Here is a 20,597-nt window from a genome sequence, read left to right as displayed (position 1 = left end):
CCTTTGGCCGGACCACCCTCTCTATGGGAGAGGGAATCCGCGAACCAATTTTATGAGCGGGTTATGTCACATGAGCGGCGCCCTGTCAGCCGGTCTAGCGCTTCTCATGTCTTGTCACGCTCGACGCGCGCTATCGCGTCTCGCTCAACCTTGCCGCATAGCGCGCCATCAGATCGACTTCGATATTGAGCGCATCCCCTGCCCTGCGCGCGCCGAGCGTCGTAACGCTAAGCGTATGCGGAATAAGCAACACGGAAAAGCGATCGCCTTCGACCTCATTCACCGTGAGCGAAACGCCGTCGAGCGCCACGGAGCCTTTCTTGGCGATAAAGCGCGACAGCGCACGCGGCGCCTCGACCCAGAATCTGGACATGTCATCGAAATCGTCGCGCGAGAGGATGCGCGCGACGCCGTCGACATGGCCGGTGACGATATGGCCGCCGAGTTCGTCGCCGATCTTCAACGCGCGTTCGAGATTGACGCGCGTTCCGCACGCCCATGTTCCGACCGTCGTGACGGCGAGCGTCTCGGCGGCGGCGTCGATCTCGAAGATCGTTCGCGCGCCCTCGCGCGCGACGGCGACGACTGTCAGGCACACGCCCGAGCAGGCGATGGAGGCGCCCAGAGCGATGCCGTCGGCATCGTAGGAACATGCGATGCGCAGGCGGCGCAGTTCCTCGCGCGGCCTCATCGCAACGACTTCGCCCACATCGGTGACGATGCCGGTGAACATCAGTCGACCCGCGCGTATCGGGTCATCGTATCGGCGCCGAGCGCGCGCGTTTCGATCAGACGGTAACGCGAATCGTCATCGAGCGCGGCGCGCGCCGCCGGGGTCAGCGCGGGGCGCCCGGCCCTCCCGAGCGGCTTGACGGCGGTGTGCAGGATGACCTCATCGGCAAGATCGGCGGCGAGCAGACTTTCGGCGACGCGCGGTCCGCCTTCGCTGAAGACGCGGGTGACGCCGCGATCGGCGAGAAGTCTGAGCGCGCTCATAAGATCGATAACGCCATCCCGCGTCGCGATGCGGACAACCTCTGCGCCAGTCGCGTCTTCAAACGCTTTGGCCGCTTCATCGGCGACCGCTGCTCCGGCGATCACGAGCAGCGGCGTTTCGCGCGCGGTGGACGCCAGGCGCGAACGCGGCGACAGCGACAGTTTCTCGTCGAGCACGACGCGGAGCGGCTTATATTTTTGCATCCCCGGCAGGCGCACGGTCATCAGCGGATCGTCGTCGCGCGCCGTGCCGCCGCCGATCATGATCGCGTCATGCAGCGATCTCTGCACATGCGTGAAGGCGTCAGTGACGGGTCCGGTGATATGCAGGCGCGGATCATGCGCGGCGCCGGCGGCGTAGCCGTCCGCCGTCCGCGCGAGCTTGAGCGTAATCATCGGGCGGCGACGGGTGACGCGCAGAATGTGCCCAAGATGATCGGCGCGCGCCGCCGCCGCGCCCGGACCAATGACGACCTCAATTCCCGCCTGGCGCAGTCGGGCGAAGCCATCGCCGGATACACGGGGATCTGGGTCCTCCAGCGCCGTGACGACGCGCACGACGCCGCCGGCGATGATCGAATCGACGCAAGGCGGCGTCGCCCCATGATGCGCGCAGGGCTCCAAAGTGACGTAAAGCGTCGCGCCGCGCGCGGCCTCGCCCGCCGCGGCCATGGCGATCGACTCCGCATGCGGGCGCCCACCCGGCGCGGTCCAGCCGCGGGCGATGACGACCCCATCGCGCACAAGCAGCGCGCCGACCGCCGGATTGGGCGCCGTGCGGCCCAGATTGCGCCGGCCGAGCGAAAGGGCCGCCGCCATATAGGCGTCGTCCGTCGCCGCTCCCGGAAAGGACTCGTGGATCGTCATGCCTTCTCTGGGTCGTCGACGTCCGGGGCAAAAGCCGCGCCGTCGCCGCCGCTCTCCAATTCATCGATCACCGCGGAAAAATCGCTGACCTCGCGAAAATCGCGATAGACTGAAGCGAAGCGCACAAAGGCGACGGCGTCGAGCGAGCGCAGACCTTCGATCACCAATTCGCCGATGCGCTGACTTTCCACCTCGACTTCGCCGAGACTCTCAAGCTGGCGCACGATGCCGGAAATCATCTGCTCGACGCGGTCCGCTTCGACCGGTCGCTTGCGCAAGGCGATCTCGACCGAGCGGGTCAGCTTGTCGCGATCGAACGGGGCGCGGCGACCCGATTTCTTCACGACGATAATTTCGCGCAACTGCACGCGCTCAAAGGTGGTGAAGCGGCCGCCGCAGGTCGGACAGACGCGGCGACGCCGAATGCAGGACGAGTCCTCGGCAGGACGGGAGTCCTTCACCTGCGTGTCGATGGAGCCGCAATAGGGACAGCGCATGTTGGGCGCCTTTCCCCTCTCCCGCATGCGGGAGAGGGAGGCCCCGCGAAGCGGGGTCGGGTGAGGGCTATCACAAATGATGCGACGGAGAGAACCCTCATCCGTCGCGCCTTCGGCGTGGCGCCTTCTCCAGCAGGCGGGAGAAGGGAACGTCCCACCTTCTTAATAAATCGGGAACTTCGCGGTCAGCGCGTGAACCTTTTCCTTCACCGCCGCTTCCGTCGCGGCGTTGCCTTCCTCGCCCTTCGAGGAGAGCCCGTCGAGCACCTCGACGATCATCTGCCCGACCGCTTTGAACTCGTTCTGGCCAAAGCCGCGCGAGGTCGCCGCCGGCGAGCCGAGACGAATGCCGGAGGTGACGAAGGGCTTTTCCGGATCGAAGGGAATCCCGTTCTTGTTGCAGGTGATATGCGCGCGGCCGAGCGCGGCTTCCGCCGCCTTGCCGGTGATCTTCTTGGGACGTAGATCGACGAGCATCAGATGGTTGTCGGTGCCGCCCGAGACGATCGCGAGGCCGGCGTCGACGAGCGTCTGCGCCAGCGTTTGCGCATTGTCCTTGACCTGCTGCTGATAGGTCTTGAACTGCGGGGTCAGCGCCTCGCCGAACGCCACAGCCTTTCCGGCGATGACATGCATCAACGGACCGCCCTGCAAGCCGGGGAAGACCGCAGAGTTGATCTTCTTGGCGATGGCCTCGTCGTTCGTCAGCACCATGCCGCCGCGCGGACCGCGCAGCGTCTTATGCGTGGTGGTGGTGACGACATGCGCATGCGGCAGCGGCGACGGATGAAGTCCCGCAGCGACCAGACCGGCGAAATGCGCCATATCCACCATGAAATAGGCGCCGACGCTGTCGGCGATTTTGCGGAAGCCTTCGAAGTCCCAGATGCGGGAATAGCCCGAGCCGCCGGCGATGATGAGCTTCGGCTTATGCTCCTTGGCGAGCGCGGCGAGCTGCTCCATGTCGATGCGCTGATCGTCCTTGCGCACCGTATAGGGAACCGGCTTGAACCAGCGGCCGGAGACATTGACCGGCGAGCCATGCGTCAGGTGACCGCCGGCGGCAAGATCCAGGCCCATGAAAACGTCGCCCGGCTGAAGAAGCGCGAGGAACACCGCCTGATTGGCCTGTGAGCCGGAGTTAGGCTGCACATTGGCGAAACCGCAGTCGAACAGCTTCTTGGCGCGGTCGATCGCGAGATTTTCCGCGATGTCGACGAATTGGCAGCCGCCGTAATAGCGCTTCCCCGGATAGCCCTCGGCGTATTTGTTGGTGAGAACCGAGCCCTGGGCCTCCAGCACCGCCTTGGAGACAATGTTCTCCGAGGCGATCAGCTCGATCTCGTGCCTCTGGCGGCCGAGTTCGAGTTCGATCGCCTTCGCGATTTCCGGATCGGAAGCGCTGAGGGAGGCGGTGAAGAAACCGGATTGGCTCATTGGAATGGACCTCTATGCCTAACGGCGCTGAACGAAAACAAAAACCGGCTCCCGGTCTTAATCGGCGAAGCCGGTCCCTAGGACGCGCATCGTGAGAGGGGTCGCTTATCACGGCGAAGCCGCGACGGGAAGAGCGGCCGCGGTCGCGGACTGAGCCCATATCAAGTCTCGCGCCCGCTTTCGCCAGTCGCCTTTCCTTTGTAAAGGCGATCTTTCGCGCCAGCGCCAGCGAAATCCGCTTTTGCGGCGGGGCTACGCTTCGCTCGCCAGCGTCTTCGTTTCCTCAAGCGCCAAAATGACGCATGTCGCCCTCGACCGATGGGCGAAAAACCGCGTCACCAACGCGCCATAATTTCGCTTCAAACGAGCGTTTGAATTTCAATCAGTCGTTTAAAACGGAGGTTCGTCATGAGCGACCATCTGGAAACAAAATTTGCCGCGCTTAGCGCCAAGTCGCGCAGGCTGCTCATCGATGCCGCGGTCTGTTTCGTCGCGACCTGGCTCATCGCTTTCCTGCCTCCACAATGGAAGAACGGCGAAGCGCTGAAGGAAATCGCTTTCACGACCGACCCGGTGAGCGGCAAAATCATCGACCGGATCGAGTCCGCGGAGTCGGAGCGCCCATCCTTGAAGTTGAAAAACCCTTCGCCGGCGCCGGCGCTGTTCGCGGTCTATCCGCAGGTGCGCATCTCGGATTGGTCGAACGAAGCCGTCGCTGAAAAGACGGAGACGATCCCTGTCAGGTCGACGAAAGTCGCCGCACTGCGCAAGTCGTCTCCGGAAAAGAGAACCCCTGTCGAGTCGACGCCGCCGGCGCCCCCGACCGCCAGCGCCGAGCCGCCCGCCTCTCCCCAGACAATGGGCGAGAATGCGGAACACCAGGAACGGAGTTTGTTGGCCAAGCTCGACCCGACAGGGCTCTCATCCAAATTGGCTCCGCTCGGCCGCAAGGCCTGGAATAGCGCGACGTCGCTCGGCGGCGCAGTGTCGAGCCTCGTCAACATATATCCTTTCTGAGGATGACGCCTTGAGTAATCTGGATCAGGCGCGCGTCGCCTCTCGCTCGGCAGAGACGACGCGCGCCGCGCTCATCAAAGCGGCCACGTCGGTCTTCGCGGAATATGGGTATGACGGCGGCTCGGTGCGGCTCATCACCCAAAGGGCGATGGCCAACCAGGCGGCCGTCAATTACCACTTCGGCGGCAAGGACGGACTTTATCGCGAAGTGCTGATTGCTGCGACCAAGACCTTCGAGCAGGACAGTTTTCTGTGCCCGGAAGAACTGGACGCGCGTTCTCCCGAAGAAGCGCTGCGGCTCTATCTGCGTCAATTTCTGCTGCCGCTCGTCAAGCGCGATCGTGTCAGCCGGTATTTGCGCATTTTCGCTTGGGAAAGCGTGCGGCCGAGCGAAGTATTCAACGCCTTCATCGTGGCGTCGCCGCCGCGCATCTTTCACCTGGCGGAGCGCGTCGTGAAACGCTTCCTGCCCGAAGAGGCGCCCGCGGAAACCGTCACTTTCGCAACGCTGTGGCTCGCGCATCAACCGATGTTCTTCGTGCGCGACGCGGAGCGGCTGGCGCGCGCCCCATTCGCGCTGAAATTCGACGAATCGTCGCTCGAACGACTGGTCGACACACTGGCGAGCTTCAGTCTTCGCGGACTGGGAAGCCTGTAGCTCGTTTACGCGCGTCTTTTAATGATGAAGCCGCTCAAATTCTTGAACCGACGCATCTTCTGACGCGAGGCGGCGTGCGCTTCGATGGAAAATGTCCAAACGACAGGCTCAGGCATGAATGACGAAAGAGGATGGCCGGATCGGCGCGACGTTCTGGCAATGGTTGTCGCTTTGACCGCCGGAGGAACGACGCGCGAGAGCTTCGCGCAGACGCCGACCGAGGACTCGGGGCCTCCCTTGCTTGGGGCGCGGGCGTGCCTTTTGACGCCGGAAGCGGTGCAGGGCCCCTATTACTACGATCCCAAACTGGTTCGCTTTGACATTCGCGAGAACAAGACGGGCGTTCCGATCATGTTGCGCCTTCAGATCGTCGATCAGGCGTGCCGGCCGATCGCCGGCGCGCGAGTCGACGTCTGGCATTGCGATGCGGCGGGCCTCTATTCGAACTATCCGGAACAGGGCGACGACCGCGCGCAACCCATCAGCACGAAAGGCGAAACCTTCCTGCGCGGCTCTCAGCTCGCGGACAACGCCGGCGTCGCGAGCTTTAAGTCCATCTATCCGGGCTGGTATCCAGGACGCACGCCGCATATCCACTTCAAGGCGTTTATTAACGACGCCAACGTATTGACTGGACAACTCTTCTTCCCGGACGCGCTGAGCGAATTCATCTATCGCGACATTCGTCCCTATTCGGAGCGGACGGCCAAGCGCGACACAATGAATAAGGATGATTTCATCGCGATTGGCGCCGGCCTTGGCTCCTTTGCGAGCGTCACCGAGGAAGACCAGCGCTACCTCGTCACGCTGGTCATTGGCGTCGACCCTGCCGCCCGATCGAAGGCGTCGGCGAGAAGACCCCCGGAAGGGCTTGGGCCGCCGCCGTCCGGCGCGCCGCCTCTCCGCGACGCAAAGCGCGTTTCGCCGCTCGTTCCGGGAATCGACTGACGCGCCCTGTCGAAGTTCGCCGCCGTTGAGCAATCGAGGACTGAAATGCAGACGCTATGGTATAGTAGATATTATGAGGCTGTTCTGGTCGAGGCTCAACGATATGTGGAGCTGACCCAGAATCTCTTCATCATTGCGACGACGATCGCGCTCGTCATTGTTCTCTGGGCGCTCGTCAAAGGCGCATAGGCTTTTCGCCTTTTGTGGATTTCAAGCGCCCTGTCAGGCGCCTTTCTGATAGTCCTTCACATCCGAAAATGTAATCGCCGGATTGCGCTCGGCGTCATAGTTGAGCTGGAACGCCGACGAGCTCATGAACACCGGCGACCCGTCGAGATCTTCGGCGATGCTGGAGCCGTTCGAATCGATGAAGCCTTTCAGCTTCGCTGGGTCGTCAGATGCGATCCAGCGGCAAATGGCGAAGCGCGGCTGCTCATAGCGTGTCTGCAATCCATATTCCCCCTCGAGCCGCGTCGCCAGCACGTCGAGCTGCAGCGCGCCGACGACGCCGACGATCGCGCCTGAGCCGTCATGCGGCGTGAAGACCTGCACGACGCCCTCTTCCGCGAGCTGCTGTAAGGCTTCACGCAGCTTTTTCGCCTTCATCGCATCGCCGATGAGAATGCGGCGCAGGATTTCCGGCGCGAAGCTCGGCACGCCGCGAAAGACGATCTCCTCGCCCTCGGTCAGCGTGTCGCCGATGCGCAGTTGCCCATGATTGGGCAGGCCCACGACGTCGCCGGCATATGCTTCGTCAGCGATCGAGCGGTCGCGCGCAAAGAAGAACTGCGGGGCGTTGATCGGAATGTTCTTGCCCGTGCGAATGAGTTTCGCCTTCATGCCGCGCGTGAGCCGGCCCGAGCAGACGCGCATAAAGGCGATGCGGTCGCGATGATTGGGGTCCATATTCGCCTGGATCTTGAAGACGAAGCCGGTCATCTTCGGCTCCTTCGCCTCCACCAGACGCTTGTCGGCCTCCTGCGCGCGCGGGCTTGGCGCATATTCCGCCATGGCGTCGATCAGATCGCGGACGCCAAAGTTGCGCAGCGCGCTGCCGAAGAAGACAGGCGTCAGATGGCCCTCGCGGAAGGCCGAAAGATCGAAAGGCTTGTTGCCTTCCTCTGCGAGCATCGCCTCCTCGCGCCATGCATCCGCGCCGTTTGGCAGGAGCGTGTCGAACAGCGGATCATCGAGGCCGCGCGTTTGCAGCAGCTCGGCGTCCTCGTCGATCCGCCGAACGGTTTTCGTCGCGAATCGGTAGGTGCCGGCGAAGCTTCTGCCCGAACCGATCGGCCAGGTGATCGGCGTCGCGTCAAGCGCGAGAGTCTTCTCGATTTCGTCGAGCAGATCGAACGGGTCGCGCGCCTCGCGGTCGAGCTTGTTGATGAAGGTGACGATCGGAATGTCGCGCAGGCGGCAGACTTCAAAGAGCTTGCGCGTGCGCGCCTCGATGCCCTTGGCGGCGTCGATCACCATCACCGCGGCGTCGACGGCGGACAGCGTGCGATAGGTGTCTTCCGAAAAGTCCTCGTGGCCTGGCGTATCGAGCAGATTGAAGACGCAACCGCCGTATTCGAAGGTCATCACCGAGGTGACGACCGATATGCCGCGCTCGCGCTCGATGCTCATCCAATCCGAGCGCGTCTGCTGAGCATTGCGCTTGGCCTTCACGGCGCCGGCGAGCTGGATCGCGCCGCCGAACAGCAGCAGCTTTTCGGTGAGCGTCGTCTTGCCGGCGTCAGGATGCGAGATGATCGCAAACGTCCGCCGCCGCGAGACTGGGTCGCGAGTGGTGGGAATGGTCAAGGCTAGCTCGGGTCAGGAAGAAAAGTCAGGCATTCGACTTACCGACAAGCGCCGCCGCCTGCAATCCCGTTGCTCTTTCGACCGCAGTCAAGCCCCGGCTTGTCCCGGCCATCCATAAAAACATCCTCGGCCTCGTCGCGTGGATGCCCCCGACAAGCGCGCACGGAAACGCCGAGCAGCGCCGCTTCTTGAATAACCAATATATCTATATATAATGGATTAATCGGAAAATCAGCCATGCGCCGCTTCACCACCGTAGACCTCGATAAAAATCTCGGCGACGTCAAAGCCGTCGCAGCGCGCGAGCCCGTTGTCATCACCGAGCATCGCAAGGATCGTTTCGTCATGATGTCGATCGAGGACTTCAACCGCCTGCGCGCGGGCGCCGACGTGCAACATGTTTTTGGCGCCGGAGAAACGCCGCCCGCGCTCGCCGATCTGCTGACCAAGGAAATCGACCGCGTTTTGGATCAGTAGATTGACTGACGCGCCGAAACTTTCGACCGGCGATATTGTCTCGGCTTATCCCTATCTTTGGCTCTGGCAACGTGATCGCGGAGAAACGGACGGCCGCAAGGAGCGCCCCGTCTGCGTCGCCGTTGCAGCGAAAGGCCCGGATTCGCTCACCCATCTTGCGTTGCTCGCGATCACCGGAACGCCGCCGCGCGACGACCAGGAGGTCGTTGAAATACCGCCGCTCGAAATTCGCCGACTCGGATTGAAAGAGCACAAACAGGCATGGATCGTCGTTTCAGAATATAATTACGACATTCTCGAACGATCCTTTTCGCTCGATCCATCTCGCAGGGACAAACGAAGATTGTCCCCCGGCTTTTTGAAAGTCGTGCTGCGCGCATTTCGTCCGACGCTGGCTTCGGCGCAAACGCGCATTGACCGGCTTTAGCGCCTCAGGCGAAATCCCCCGCCAGCGCCGCGCGCGTCGCTTCCGACAACACGGCCATATGGCTGTAGTTGGGATGCGACAGGCCCAAAATCACGCGCGTGTTCGGCTCCCTGAACGCCGCAATCTGCGCCTCCGTGAAGGGAAAGTGGACGAATTGCACGCTACTGGCCTTGCCTTCAGCCGTGGTGCGATCCTGGTCCTGTTCAGCCTTGCCGACGACGCGCTCGCCGCCGACTTCGATGGAGGCCGTCTCCTCGACGCCGCCGAGTTGCGACAAGACGCGCGCCCGCCGCAGCGCGTCGTCGATCTCGATCATGAACGTCGCGACGAGTTCCTTGCCTTTCGGCACCAGCGGATTATAGGCCGCAAGCTCATCGGCGAGCTGCGCCGCGCCGCCTTTTTCGATGTGCAGCATCTCCTGCACCTGTATCCACATCGTGTCGAAATTCTCGAAGTAGAAGGTGACGTAAGGTCCGACCTCGACCCGGCGGTTGCGCTTGATCGCGGTGAGGCGCTTGCGATGTTCAGCGCGGCCCTTGGCGTATTCCGCCCAAGGGAGAATATCGGCGGGGGTCAGTTCGTGACGATCTGTCATTCTCGCCTCTAGGTGTTCCACCCTCCCCTCGAGGGGGAGGGTCGGCGCGAAGCGCCGGGGTGGGGTGAAACCTTAGTCTCATTGTCACCCCCTCCCGCGCTGCTGCGCAGCGCGACCTCCCCCCTCAAGGGGGAGGTGGGGATTGCGCCTAACGAGTCGCTACGGGTTCGTCGCCCCATAAGCTCTCGCCATCAGCACGATCGGATGGCCGACGCGTTCCGGCTTCGGCGTCTCGCCGCCGAGCGTCTCGATCTCCTGTTCGATGTGCAGTCCGGCAAGCGGGCACTCGGAAACGACGTGCCTCTTGTCGGTGTTCTGCAACTGCCGCGCGGCGGGCTTGCCCACCTTCATCGCCGTTTCGAAATTGCCCTTCTTGTAGCCCCAGGCGCCGCCATGGCCCGAGCAGCGCTCGACCACGGCGACATCGGCTTGCGGGATCAGCGCTAGCAGCTCCGCGCCTTTCTGGCCGATATTCTGGGCGCGCGAATGACAGGAGACATGGAAGGCGACGCCGCCATTGAGCGGCGCCATGCCTTCGGCCAGCCCCTCTTTGCGCGCGATGTCGACGACATATTCGGAGAGGTCGAAGGTCGCCTCAGCCAAACGCTTGACGCTCTCGTCCTCCGGCAAAATCAGCGGCCACTCGAATTTCAGCATCAGCGCGCAGGACGGCACCGGCGCGACAATGTCGTAGCCCTCGTCGATATAAGGCGCAAAGGCCGCGGCGACCTTGCGCGCCGCCTCCGCCACGTCGTCGAGCATCCCCTGTTCAAGCTTCGGCATGCCACAGCAGGCCGGGTGCACGACTTTGGTCTCGACGCCGTTTCTCGCGAGCACGGCCAGCGCCGACATACCGATCGACGTATCGTTATAATCGCCATAGCAGGTGGCGTAGAGGACCGCTTTGCGCGCCTTTGCCGGCGCCGAGTCGTCGCGCATCGGCGGATGCGCCGCGGCCTGCGCCTCAAGCGTCTTGCTGGCGTATTTTGGCAGCTCGGCGTTGCGATCGACGCCCGCGACTTTCTCCTCGAGGCCGCGCATCATTGTGTTATCGCGGCGCGTCGCCCAATTGGCCGCGCCTGAGATCAGCGTCGCCCATTTGCCGTAGCGGTCAGTGTCGGCAAGCGCGCGATCGACGGCGGGCACGCCGTTCTTCTTCGCTTCAACCGCGCGGTAGCGCAGGATCAGATGAGGAAAGTCGATGTTGAACTCATGTGGCGGCACATAGGGGCACTTCGACATGAAGCACATGTCGCAGAGGGTGCAGGCGTCCACGACCTTCTTGAAATCCGCGCTCGCGACCGTGTCGAGCTCGCCGCTTTTCGACTCGTCGATGAGATCGAATAGCCGCGGGAAGGAGTCGCACAGATTGAAACAGCGCCGGCACGTGTGACAAATATCGAAAACCCGGCGCATTTCCGCGTCGAGCTTCGCATCGTCATAGAAATCGGCGCTGCGCCAATCCAGCGGATGCCGGATCGGAGCCTCGAGACTGCCTTCTCTCATGATGGTCCTGTGGTGGGAACGCCGGACGCCCTTCTCCCGCTTGCGGGAGAGGGTGGCTTGCGAAGCAAGCCGGGTGAGGGCGGCCCTCATCCGACCCTTGCTACGCAAGGGCCACCTTCTCCCGCTCCGCGGGAGAAGGACTCAATACGCCCTTACTTCAGCTCGTCCAGGGCGCGCTGGAAGCGGCCAGCATGCGAACGCTCGGCCTTGGCGAGCGTCTCGAACCAGTCGGCGATCTCCTCGAAGCCCTCGTCGCGGGCCGAGCGCGCCATACCGGGATACATGTCGGTATATTCGTGCGTCTCCCCGGCGACCGCGGCCTTGAGGTTATCGGCGGTCTTGCCGATGGGCAGGCCGGTCGCAGGATCGCCGACGGTCTCCAGGAACTCCAGATGGCCATGGGCGTGGCCGGTCTCGCCTTCGGCGGTGGAGCGGAACACGGTGGCCACGTCATTGTAGCCCTCGACGTCGGCCTTTTGAGCGAAATAGAGATAACGGCGATTCGCCTGCGATTCGCCGGCGAAGGCGGCCTTCAAATTTTCTTCGGTCTTGCTGCCCTTGAGCATAGCCATTTTCTTGCCTCCGAGTATTCGAGTCGGCGCGGCCGTCAGGCCGCGACACAGGAATTAGAATAATTCAAAACTAGCTTCTGTCCAACCAAAATCCAGCGCGGCGACGCGGGGATTCGTCGCAGGCGCCGTGGAAGCGTTCGCGCGCGCGGCGGCTCTATTTGACGCCGACCACCATGGAATCCGGCCCCGTCAGATGCTCGACCCGGGAGCTGGAGAACCCGGCTTCCTTCATCCAGCCCTCGCAATCGGCCCCGGTAAAGTCGAAGCCGCCGTCGGTCTCGATCAGCATGTTGAGGCTCATCAGCAGGCCGAAAGCGTTCTCGCGACGATCATTATCGATCATGGCTTCATAGATGATGAGCGCGCCGCCTTCTGGGAGGGCGTCATAGGCCTTCTTCAACAACAGCCGCTTTTGCTCAAGATCCCAGTCATGAAGTATGTGCCCCATAATGATGACGTCGGCCTGGGGCAGATCGTCCTTGAAAAAGTCGCCGGGGTAGAACCGCAGTCGGTCCGCGAGCCCATTGGCGACGACAAATTCCTCGAATATCGGTCCGACTTGGGGAAGGTCGAAGCCGCCGCCCGAAAGATGCGGATGCGCCCGCGCGATTGTGACGGGGACCATGCCCTGCGCGGCGCCGACGTCGACGAAGGTCCGATAGTTCCGCCAGGAGAATTTGTCGGCGATCGCCTGGGCGGCGCCGGCGCTCACGCCGCTCATCGCCGAGAGGAAGCCGCGCAACCGTTTCGGATCAGCGTAAAGCGCCGCGAAAAGATCGCTGGCGTCCTGATCTTCGCTCTGTCGGCGACCGGTTTTTAGCGCCTCCGACAGGCGCCCCCAGCTCTCATAAAGACGCGCATTGGCCATCTCCAGCAGGCCGCCGACATAGCTCGGCCGACCGCGCACAAGAAAAAATTCCGTCTCGGGCGTATTGGCGTAGCGTCCGCTGGCGTCGCGCTCCAAAACTTTCATCGCCACAAGCGCGTCGAAAAAGTCGCGCGACGATCGTTCATGCAGGCCGAGTTTCGCCGTCAGCGTCGCAAGGTCGGCGGGGCCGCCGGCGAGAGCGTCGAAGACGCCGAGATCCACTGCCGAAAGCAGCGCCTTGGCGTTCCAGAACGACATGCCGAGAGCGAGAAGTTTTTCAGGGGAAGGCTTGAGCATGGCGCCACAATCTCGCGAGCGGCGTCATGACACAAGAGTCGCTCAGCCCTTGTGACGGCCTTCGAACGGGTTCTCCCCCGCCTTTTTCGAAATCCTGATTGGCACGCCGGGAAGGTCGAAGGTCTTGCGCAGACCGTTGATCAGGAAGCGCTCATAACTCGTCGGCAGCTCGTCGAGCTGATTGCCGAAGAGCACGAAATGCGGCGGCCGCGACTTGGCTTGCGTCATGTAACGTATCTTGATGCGCCGCCCGGAAACCGCCGGCGGCGGCGTCTCCTCGATTTGCGTCAGCAGCCATCGATTGAGTCGCCCCGTGCCGATGCGCTTGTTCCAAATTTCATGAACCGCGAGGATCGCTTGCATGAGCTTGTCCAGCCCCTGCCCCGTCGCGCCCGACACCGGAACCACCGGACAGCCGCGCAGCTGCGCCAGCAGGCGTTCGGCGTCTTCGCGCAGCTTGATGAGCGTAGCGCCGCGGTCCTCGACGAGGTCCCATTTGCCGAGCGCGATGACGACGGCGCGCCCTTCGCGGGCCGCGAGGTCGGCGATGGAGAGATCCTGCTTCTCGAAGGGAATCGTCGAATCGACGAGCAGCACGACGACTTCCGAGAACCGCACGGCGCGCAGCGCGTCGGCGGCCGACAGCTTTTCCAGCTTGTCGACGACGCGGGCGCGCTTGCGCAGACCGGCCGTGTCGAAGAGCTTCATCTTCCGGTCACGCCAGACGAAATCGACAGAGATCGAATCGCGCGTGATTCCGGCTTCGGGTCCCGTCAGCAGGCGATCCTCGCCGAGAATGCGGTTGATGAGCGTCGATTTTCCGGCGTTGGGCCGTCCAACGACCGCGATGCGCAGCGGCTTCGTTATGTCGAGGTCGCTGCCGTCCTCCTCGTCGTTGCGCAGATGTTCTTCAATGGCGACGTCGTCTTCGAAAGGCTCGGCGGTCTCCTCGGGCAGAGCCTCGCGCAGCGCGTCATAGAGCGCGCCCATGCCTTCGCCATGCTCGGCGGAAAACGGCACCGGATCGCCAAGGCCCAGCGAAAAGGCGTCGTAAACGCCTGGCTCGCCAGCCTTCCCTTCCGCTTTATTGGCGATCAGGATAACCGGCTTGCCGGCGCGACGGACGAGATCGGCGAAATATTTGTCGTCGGGCGTGACGCCGGCGCGCGCGTCGATGAGAAAGAGAATTGCGTCGGCGGCGAGGATCGCGCTCTCGGTCTGGGCGCGCATCCGCCCTTCCAACGTCGGGCCTGGGCCTTCCTCCAACCCGGCCGTATCGACGATGGTGAAGCGCAGATCGGCGAGCTTGGCTTCGCCCTCCCGGCGATCGCGGGTGACGCCGGGACGATCGTCGACAAGCGCCAGCTTCTTGCCGGTCAGGCGGTTGAACAGCGTCGATTTGCCGACGTTCGGCCGGCCGATGATCGCGAGCGAAAAGGACATGACTCGTTTCTCGCTGCGCTGCCGCGCCCCTACGCCAACTATTTCGAGGGCTTCACCTCGAACGGCGCCTCGCCGGACGATGTGGCGCCTTCCTGTTCCGGCTCGATCACCGGCGTCACGGTGACATTGCCGCCGCTCGCGGCTGCCCCGGCCCCGGCCGCCGGCGCCGCCGCCGGCTTGGGTCCGCGCTTCGCGTGCAGCAATCCCTGATAGGCCGCGGCCCGCTGGCGCATGGATTGCGGAGCGTCGCGATCGCTGAGCAGAATGTTGAAGTCCCTTTCGGCCTCTTCGAAATCGTCATTGGCCAGCGCGTCGAGGCCATTCAATTCTTGCGCCGAAAAGCGGAATGCGCCGTTCGACGTCATCATGGGTCCAAGCGCGCGTTCCATTTTCTGGCGGTCTCCGCTCTGGAGGATGATCAGCGCGGCGCGCAGCAGAGCGACTTCCTGATTCAGTTTGTCGACATTCTTGTCGTCGGCGATCGCCTCCAATTCTTGGAGCGCGCGCGCCCTGTCCTCGCGCAGTTCCGCAGCCCGGATGCGCGCGAGCGTCGCATAGCCTTTGGGGCCGTCCTTGGCGAGCGCGTCGAAAGCGGCCGCCGCCTCTTTGGTCTTGCCATCGCTGGCGAGCGCGACCGCGGCTTCAAAGCGGGCGTTCGCGGCTTCCGCCATTTTCTGACGGTTGGTCTGGTAATAGCTCCACGCGCCGGTCGCAGCGACGATCAGCACGGCGAAGATCAGGATCGGCGTGTGATAGCGCCGCCAAAGCTCCGCCGCCTTGTCGCGCCGGACGTCTTCATCGACCTCATGGAAAATATCGGACATGTGCTCCAGACCCTTGACTCCGCCCGAAAAACCGGGCTGACCGCAGCCGTTAGCACAGGCGGCGGCCAAATGCGAGCGAAGCCGGCTATTCCGCTTGCTTCTTGGCGGCGCTCGCCCGCCACACGACGCCGCCGACGTCGTCGGCCACCAGCAGTCCGCCGCGCTTGTCGACGATGACGCCGACCGGCCTGCCCTGCGCTTCGCCGCGCTCGTTCAGAAAGCCGGTCAGCACCTCTTTCGGAGCGCCGACCGGCTCGCCATTCTCGAACTTTACAAAAATGACGCGGTAGCCCGCGCGGGGACTGCGATTCCACGATCCGTGCTGGCCGATAATGGCGCCGTTCTGGAACGGCCCGAGGTCCGCGTCGCCGACGAAGGTGAATCCGAGCGAAGCGGTATGCGAGCCGAGCGCGTAATCCGGCCGGATCGCCTGTTTGACGAGTTCCGGATCTTGCGGCTGCACGCGCTCGTCGACATGCTGTCCGTAGTAGCTGTATGGCCAGCCGTAAAAGGCTCCCTCTTGGATCTTCGTCATGTAGTCGGGCACGAGATTGTCGCCAATCTCGTCGCGTTCGTTCACCGCGACCCAGAGGTCGCCTGTCGCTGGATTCCAATCCATCCCGACGGGATTGCGCAGTCCCGAAGCGAAAACCCGCGTGTCGCCGGTCGCCGGATCGATCTCCAGAATGTCAGCGCGGTTATGCTCTTCCTCCATGCCATTCTCGGCGGCATTGGAGTTGGACCCGACGCCGACGTAGAGACGTGAACCCACAGGATCCGCGACAAGGCTCTTCGTCCAGTGATGATTGCGTCCCGAGGGCAGATCCGCGACCTTTTCGGGCGCCGCTTCGATGCGCGTATCGCCTTCCTTATAAGGAAAGCGCACAAGCGAATCGGCGTTGGCGACATAAAGCTGATCGCCCACCAGCGCCATGCCGAAGGGCGAATTCAAGTTTTCCAAAAAGACTTCCTTCGTCTCGGCCACGCCATCGCCGTCTGCGTCGCGTAGCAGCGTGATGCGGTTGGCGCTCGGCTTATCGGACCCGGCCTGGCGCATATAGAGGCCCATGAAGAAGCCGCGAACGCCGCCGCCTTCATTTTCGGATTTCGCCGGCGCATCGGTTTCCGCGACAAGAATGTCGCCGTTTGGCAATTCGTACAGCCAGCGCGGATGATCGAGCCCCGTCGCAAAAGCTTCAACGCCCAGCCCCTCGGCGGGCGTGGGTTTTTCAGCGCTTGGCCAGCCCACGGCGCGCGCGATATTCACGTATGGAAAGGCGCCGGTCGGATGCGGCGCCGGCAGCGTCGGATTGGGTCCGTAGCCGGCGCTCTCTGGCAGTTCCGGGCCGCGATCGCAGGCGGCAAGCGCGATCGCGGTCAGCGCGAATAGAAATCTCCCGAAAAAATTCGCCGCCATGGCGCCCCCCCTCCCCAAACGACTCCGGCAGATGCGATAAGACGCAGCTTCTCACGATCGACAGCCGGCGAAGACGACAAATATGTTGTCGATGACGCCGCTAAGATGGCGCGGCGGGGACAAGTCTCAAGCCCTCGCCAGTCGACACGCGAGGCTGGAGCGCAAATGAGTCAAAAGACGGGACGCATCTATGTCGGCGTCGGGGGCTGGAGTTACGCGCCCTGGCGCGAATCCTTTTATCCCGCCGGCCTGCCGCATAAGCGGGACCTCGAATATGCGAGCCATAACCTCACCTCGATCGAAATTAACGCCACCTATTATCGCACGCAGAGCGCCGCGAGCTTCGCCAAATGGCGCGACGAAACGCCCGAGGGTTTCATCTTCAGCGTCAAGGCGCCGCGCTTCGCGGTGATGCGCAAGGCGCCAAAGGAGGCGAGCGAATCAATCGAGCGCTTCTTTAAGAGCGGGGTTATGGAGCTTGGAGACAAGCTCGGACCCATCTTATGGCAGTTTCTCCCGACGAAGAAATTCGACGCGGCGTTCTTCGACGCCTTTCTTTCGCTGCTGCCGAGGAACATCGGCGGACGGTCGCTGATGCACGCCATTGAGCCGCGCCATGAGAGCTTCAAGACGGCCGAGTTCGTCGCGCTGGCGCGCCGACATGGCGTCGCCATCGTCGTCGCCGGCGATGCAAAATATCCGCTTATCGCCGATCTGACGGCGCCCTTCGTCTATGCGCGCATCATGGGAACGCTGGAGGCTGAGCCGAAGGGTTATGACGCCGCCGCTCTCGACGAATGGGCGCAGCGCGCACGACAATGGGCGAGTGGCGCAACTCCGAGCGGGCTCGACTATTTTGCGGAAACACAACAGAAGGCGGCGACGCCCCGCGACGTGTTTCTCTATGTCATCAGCGGCGCTAAGGAACGCAATCCGGCCGCCGCCATGGCGCTGATCAAGCGACTCTCCAGCTAAAGCAGGTTCCGAAAAAGTTGACTGACTTTTTCGAGGAGAACCTGCTCCAACATTTTGATTTTGAGCGATTCCTTATCGATCACATGTTTCCATGTGATCGGGAAGCGCTCTAAAGGTCGATGTCCACCCAAATCGCGGCATGATCCGACGCTGCGTCCTCCTTGCGGGCGACTTCCGGATAGGCCTCCCAGCGTTTGGCCCGCGCGCCGGGCCACATGCCTTTGCGAAACACGCCGCCGCCCCTGACTCTGTCGAACAGCGCCGGCGACAGCAGAATGAAGTCGATCTTGTTGTCCGCGGCGCAACTGCCGTAGGTGCCTGGGAAACCGCCGTCGTCAAATTTCGGATGCAAAAAGATGTCTTTCAGATCCGTCCCTTCGATGAGAGGACTCAAAGGTTCGCTGTCCGGCGTGTCGTTGAAGTCGCCCATCACGACGATGTTCTTGATCCCCATGGCAACGCGTTCGTCGTAGATTTCAGCGACGCGTTTCGCCTGCGCGCGACGTTTGGCGTTGGATGATTGCTGCGAGCCGAAACCCTTGCTCTTGAAGTGATTGAGCATCACCAGGAGGCGCGCGCCGGATGGCGCCGTCACCTCGAACTCGGCGCAGTCGCGGGAAAAGATCGGATTCCGCTCGGACAACATCTCGTCGACATGGCTACGCAGCGCGCCGATCGGAAACCTCTGTCGGGTCAAGAGGCCGACGTCGATGCCGCGCGTATCGTTGCCGTCGATCACCATCGCATGGCGGAATGTCTCGCCGCCGAACGAAGCGACGACGTCCGCGTTAAAATCCCGCAGCACCGGCCGGCTCTCGACTTCGACGACGCCAAGAACGTCCGCCTCGACATCTCGCATCACCCGCGCCGTATTCCTCATCGCCTGTTCATCGACGGGCTCGTCGCGCAACTCCAGCGAGCCGACCCAATCGGCGCGCCCGCTCGCGACAATTTGAACGCCGCCCGACTTGGGGCGCTTGATCAGTCCGCCCCTATTACGCCGCAGAATGACAAAATCGCCGACGTCGGATTTTTCCAAATCAAGTTCAATGACAAGTTTCGCCATGCGCGTCTTGTCGGCGGCGCTGTAGGAAGGCTGCGCCAACAGCGCATTCAGTTCCGCGAAACGTTCGAGAATGGGTTTGCCTTGCGAAAGACTCTTGAGATTCATTGCGCGTGCGCGGTCGAAAAGATTCTCAACGTTGTATGAGGCGAGTCTCATGAAATCCCCCAAGCGCAAAAAACAACAGAATGCGCTGGAGGCTAAAGCTCGACGCGCGCCGTGACAAGCGCATGACGGGCGATGGCCGCGACAAGCGCGGCCAAGACTCGGTGAGATGACGCCTCGTTAGCCTAGACTCGGCGACCTGATGACGTGCTACGCCGGGGCCGAACTCGGCTTTTCACCTGCGCCTTCCGGAGGACGCGCCTGTTTGAGCGCAATCTTCGTCGCGAACGCGGCGCCGACAAGCCCCAAGGCGCCCAACAGAGCGGTCGCCTGAAAACCGGCGCAGAAGGCGTCGCGCGCGGCGGAGAGCGTCCGCTCGGCCTGCTCCGGGGGCAAGAATTTGACCGCATCCGCCGCGCCGCCGAGCGTCGCGCCGGCCGCCCGCGCGACGTCCGCCGGAAGCCCCGCGACGACGTGGGCCATTTTCGCTCGGTAGATCAGCGTGCCGAGACTGCCGAGCGCGGCGATGCCGAGCGCGCCGCCAAGTTCGATCGCCGTTTCCGACAAGGCTGACGCCGCGCCCGCGCGCTCGGGCGGCGCCGATGTGACGATGATTTCCGTCGTCAGCGCGATCACCGGCGTGAAGCCGGCGAGAAGCAGAGACGAAAGAAGCACCCCGTAGAATCCGCCGGCCAGCGCGAGGCCGACGAATCCAGCCGCAGCGACGATCAGGCCGCCGGCGAGAAGATTGACGGGCGTGATGCGGCGCGCCAGCGCGGGCGTGGCGAAGGAGCCGATCATGAAGACGATCGCCGACGGCGTCGACCACAGACCCGCATCGAGCGGCGCCAAACCAGCAACGAGCTGAAAATACTGTGCGAGCAGAATGAACGACCCGAACATGAAGAAGACGCCGAGCATGTTGATGCAAAGCGCCGTGTTCAGCGACCGCGAGCGAAACAGCGCGAGATCGATCAAAGGATCTTCGAGCCGCGCCTGTCGGCGCAGGAACAGGAGCGCGAGCGCGACGCCGGCCGCCATCGATCCGATTGAGTCGACGCCGAAGCCCGCCTCGGCGGCGCGTTTCAATCCGTAAATGAAGGACAACACCGCCGCGAGCGACAGAAGCGCGCTGGCGAGATCCAGTCGGCCCGCGTCGGGATCGCGATATTCCGGCAGAAGCATCGGCCCGAGAACAAGCAGAAGCACCATCACCGGGACGCCCGCGAGAAAAACCGAGCCCCAGCCGAAAGACTGAATGAGCGCGCCGCCGACGAGCGGCCCGATGATGGCGCCGGCGGAGAAGCTCGAAATCCACATGCTGACCGCAAAGGTGCGTTCCGACGGATCGCGGAACATGTTGGCGAGCAGCGACAGCGTCGATGGCGCAAGGGTCGCTCCCGCGACGCCGAGCGCGGCGCGCGCAAAAATCAGCATCTGCGCCGATTTCGAGAAAGCCGCCATGATCGATACGGCGCCGAACGCCGCGGCGCCCAGCAGCAGCACCTTGCGCCGGCCGATGCGATCGCCGAGCCCGCCCATGATCATCAGGAAACCGGAGACCATGAAGCCGTAGATGTCGATGATCCACAGCAGTTGCGACGCGCTCGGCCGCAGCTCCGCCGTCAGCGCCGGAATGGCGAGATTGAGCACTGTGAAGTCCATCGCATAGACCAGGCAGGGCAGAGCGAGGACGGCGAGCCCGATCCACTCCCGGCGGGTCGCTTTGAGCGCAGGATCCGATCCGTTGGGTGTGGCGCTGTGCAAGGAGGTCGCTCCATCAGCCATCGCGGGCGTGAGCG

At 63.1% G+C, this 20,597-nt stretch carries 22 protein-coding genes; 7 read left to right on the top strand and 15 right to left on the bottom strand.

All coding sequences use genetic code 11. From position 1 onward, the window contains the following. Positions 1-130 precede the first annotated feature (130 nt). The 4 genes from ACR65T_RS11745 to glyA form a co-directional block, all read right to left on the bottom strand. Positions 131-733 carry a riboflavin synthase gene (locus ACR65T_RS11745; RefSeq protein WP_434496644.1) on the bottom strand — a complete coding sequence of 201 codons (603 nt, stop codon included), beginning with the start codon at positions 731-733 and terminating at the stop codon, positions 131-133. Beyond that, entirely contained in the window at positions 733-1,863 is a 1,131-nt protein-coding gene (gene ribD / locus ACR65T_RS11740; RefSeq protein ID WP_434496643.1) for a bifunctional diaminohydroxyphosphoribosylaminopyrimidine deaminase/5-amino-6-(5-phosphoribosylamino)uracil reductase RibD, read from the bottom strand. The genes ACR65T_RS11745 and ribD overlap by 1 nt, the downstream gene beginning before the upstream one ends. Beyond that, on the bottom strand, positions 1,860-2,360 hold the full coding sequence (gene nrdR, locus ACR65T_RS11735; RefSeq protein ID WP_434496642.1) for a transcriptional regulator NrdR: 501 nt from the start codon (positions 2,358-2,360) through the stop codon (positions 1,860-1,862). Before nrdR ends, ribD begins: the two co-directional genes overlap by 4 nt. Before the next feature lie 162 nt (positions 2,361-2,522). Further along, the gene (gene glyA, locus ACR65T_RS11730) at positions 2,523-3,797 is read right to left on the bottom strand and encodes a serine hydroxymethyltransferase (protein WP_434496641.1); all 1,275 of its coding nucleotides are present in this window, start codon (positions 3,795-3,797) and stop codon (positions 2,523-2,525) included. A gap of 408 nt (positions 3,798-4,205) precedes the next feature. Between glyA and ACR65T_RS11725 the strand changes: the two genes are divergently transcribed. From ACR65T_RS11725 to ACR65T_RS11710, 4 genes are all read left to right on the top strand, one after another. Further along, positions 4,206-4,814 (top strand): hypothetical protein, encoded by a 609-nt coding sequence (locus ACR65T_RS11725; RefSeq protein ID WP_434496640.1) that lies wholly within the window; start codon positions 4,206-4,208, stop codon positions 4,812-4,814. A 10-nt stretch (positions 4,815-4,824) separates the two neighbouring features. Beyond that, the gene (locus tag ACR65T_RS11720) at positions 4,825-5,472 is read left to right on the top strand and encodes a TetR/AcrR family transcriptional regulator (protein ID WP_434496639.1); all 648 of its coding nucleotides are present in this window, start codon (positions 4,825-4,827) and stop codon (positions 5,470-5,472) included. A gap of 114 nt (positions 5,473-5,586) precedes the next feature. Continuing rightward, positions 5,587-6,420: an intradiol ring-cleavage dioxygenase gene (locus ACR65T_RS11715; RefSeq protein WP_434496638.1), complete on the top strand. Its 834-nt coding sequence runs from the start codon at positions 5,587-5,589 to the stop codon at positions 6,418-6,420. Between the two features lie 45 nt (positions 6,421-6,465). Beyond that, on the top strand, positions 6,466-6,609 hold the full coding sequence (locus ACR65T_RS11710) for a hypothetical protein (RefSeq protein WP_434496637.1): 144 nt from the start codon (positions 6,466-6,468) through the stop codon (positions 6,607-6,609). Positions 6,610-6,642: 33 nt separating this feature from the next. Here the strand turns inward: ACR65T_RS11710 and ACR65T_RS11705 are convergent, their stop codons facing one another. Both ACR65T_RS11705 and ACR65T_RS11700 read right to left on the bottom strand, forming a co-directional pair. Then, a complete protein-coding gene (locus tag ACR65T_RS11705; protein ID WP_434496636.1) occupies positions 6,643-8,226 on the bottom strand; it encodes a peptide chain release factor 3 in 1,584 nt (527 codons plus the stop codon). A gap of 38 nt (positions 8,227-8,264) precedes the next feature. Then, complete coding sequence (locus ACR65T_RS11700) at positions 8,265-8,465, bottom strand: hypothetical protein (RefSeq protein ID WP_434496635.1); 201 nt, start codon at positions 8,463-8,465, stop codon at positions 8,265-8,267. On the opposite strand from ACR65T_RS11700, the gene ACR65T_RS11695 reads away from it, so the two are divergent. Both ACR65T_RS11695 and ACR65T_RS11690 read left to right on the top strand, forming a co-directional pair. After that, complete coding sequence (locus ACR65T_RS11695) at positions 8,464-8,703, top strand: type II toxin-antitoxin system prevent-host-death family antitoxin (RefSeq protein WP_196403316.1); 240 nt, start codon at positions 8,464-8,466, stop codon at positions 8,701-8,703. The two genes, ACR65T_RS11700 and ACR65T_RS11695, sit on opposite strands and share 2 nt — an antisense overlap. Before the next feature lies 1 nt (position 8,704). Next, positions 8,705-9,130 (top strand): hypothetical protein, encoded by a 426-nt coding sequence (locus tag ACR65T_RS11690; protein ID WP_434496634.1) that lies wholly within the window; start codon positions 8,705-8,707, stop codon positions 9,128-9,130. Between the two features lie 4 nt (positions 9,131-9,134). On the opposite strand, the gene ACR65T_RS11685 is transcribed toward ACR65T_RS11690, so the two are convergent. From ACR65T_RS11685 to ACR65T_RS11655, 7 genes are all read right to left on the bottom strand, one after another. After that, positions 9,135-9,725 carry a DUF3501 family protein gene (locus tag ACR65T_RS11685; protein WP_434496633.1) on the bottom strand — a complete coding sequence of 197 codons (591 nt, stop codon included), beginning with the start codon at positions 9,723-9,725 and terminating at the stop codon, positions 9,135-9,137. A 159-nt stretch (positions 9,726-9,884) separates the two neighbouring features. Continuing rightward, entirely contained in the window at positions 9,885-11,231 is a 1,347-nt protein-coding gene (locus tag ACR65T_RS11680; protein WP_434496632.1) for a heterodisulfide reductase-related iron-sulfur binding cluster, read from the bottom strand. Between the two features lie 152 nt (positions 11,232-11,383). Beyond that, the gene (locus ACR65T_RS11675) at positions 11,384-11,803 is read right to left on the bottom strand and encodes a rubrerythrin family protein (RefSeq protein ID WP_026223003.1); all 420 of its coding nucleotides are present in this window, start codon (positions 11,801-11,803) and stop codon (positions 11,384-11,386) included. A gap of 154 nt (positions 11,804-11,957) precedes the next feature. After that, positions 11,958-12,968, bottom strand: coding sequence for a methyltransferase (locus ACR65T_RS11670; RefSeq protein ID WP_434496631.1), 1,011 nt, complete (start codon positions 12,966-12,968; stop codon positions 11,958-11,960). Positions 12,969-13,010: 42 nt separating this feature from the next. Further along, a complete protein-coding gene (gene der / locus ACR65T_RS11665) occupies positions 13,011-14,411 on the bottom strand; it encodes a ribosome biogenesis GTPase Der (RefSeq protein WP_434496630.1) in 1,401 nt (466 codons plus the stop codon). Between the two features lie 38 nt (positions 14,412-14,449). Continuing rightward, the gene (locus ACR65T_RS11660; protein WP_434496629.1) at positions 14,450-15,235 is read right to left on the bottom strand and encodes a tetratricopeptide repeat protein; all 786 of its coding nucleotides are present in this window, start codon (positions 15,233-15,235) and stop codon (positions 14,450-14,452) included. An 85-nt stretch (positions 15,236-15,320) separates the two neighbouring features. Further along, positions 15,321-16,652, bottom strand: a complete 1,332-nt coding sequence (locus tag ACR65T_RS11655) for a PQQ-dependent sugar dehydrogenase (protein WP_434496628.1) — start codon at positions 16,650-16,652, stop codon at positions 15,321-15,323. A 165-nt stretch (positions 16,653-16,817) separates the two neighbouring features. Between ACR65T_RS11655 and ACR65T_RS11650 the strand changes: the two genes are divergently transcribed. After that, complete coding sequence (locus tag ACR65T_RS11650) at positions 16,818-17,627, top strand: DUF72 domain-containing protein (RefSeq protein ID WP_434496627.1); 810 nt, start codon at positions 16,818-16,820, stop codon at positions 17,625-17,627. Between the two features lie 109 nt (positions 17,628-17,736). Here ACR65T_RS11650 and ACR65T_RS11645 read toward each other — a convergent pair whose 3' ends face one another. Further along, a complete protein-coding gene (locus ACR65T_RS11645; protein WP_434496626.1) occupies positions 17,737-18,849 on the bottom strand; it encodes an endonuclease/exonuclease/phosphatase family protein in 1,113 nt (370 codons plus the stop codon). Positions 18,850-19,005: 156 nt separating this feature from the next. Continuing rightward, positions 19,006-20,583: an MFS transporter gene (locus tag ACR65T_RS11640; protein WP_434496625.1), complete on the bottom strand. Its 1,578-nt coding sequence runs from the start codon at positions 20,581-20,583 to the stop codon at positions 19,006-19,008. Positions 20,584-20,597 lie beyond the last annotated feature (14 nt).

It is taken from the genome of Methylocystis sp. (assembly GCF_051061285.1).
In the GTDB taxonomy this organism is placed as follows: Bacteria; Pseudomonadota; Alphaproteobacteria; order Rhizobiales; family Beijerinckiaceae; genus Methylocystis.
Note: the sequence above shows the minus strand (reverse complement) of the source record. Positions and strands in the feature narration are given on the sequence as shown.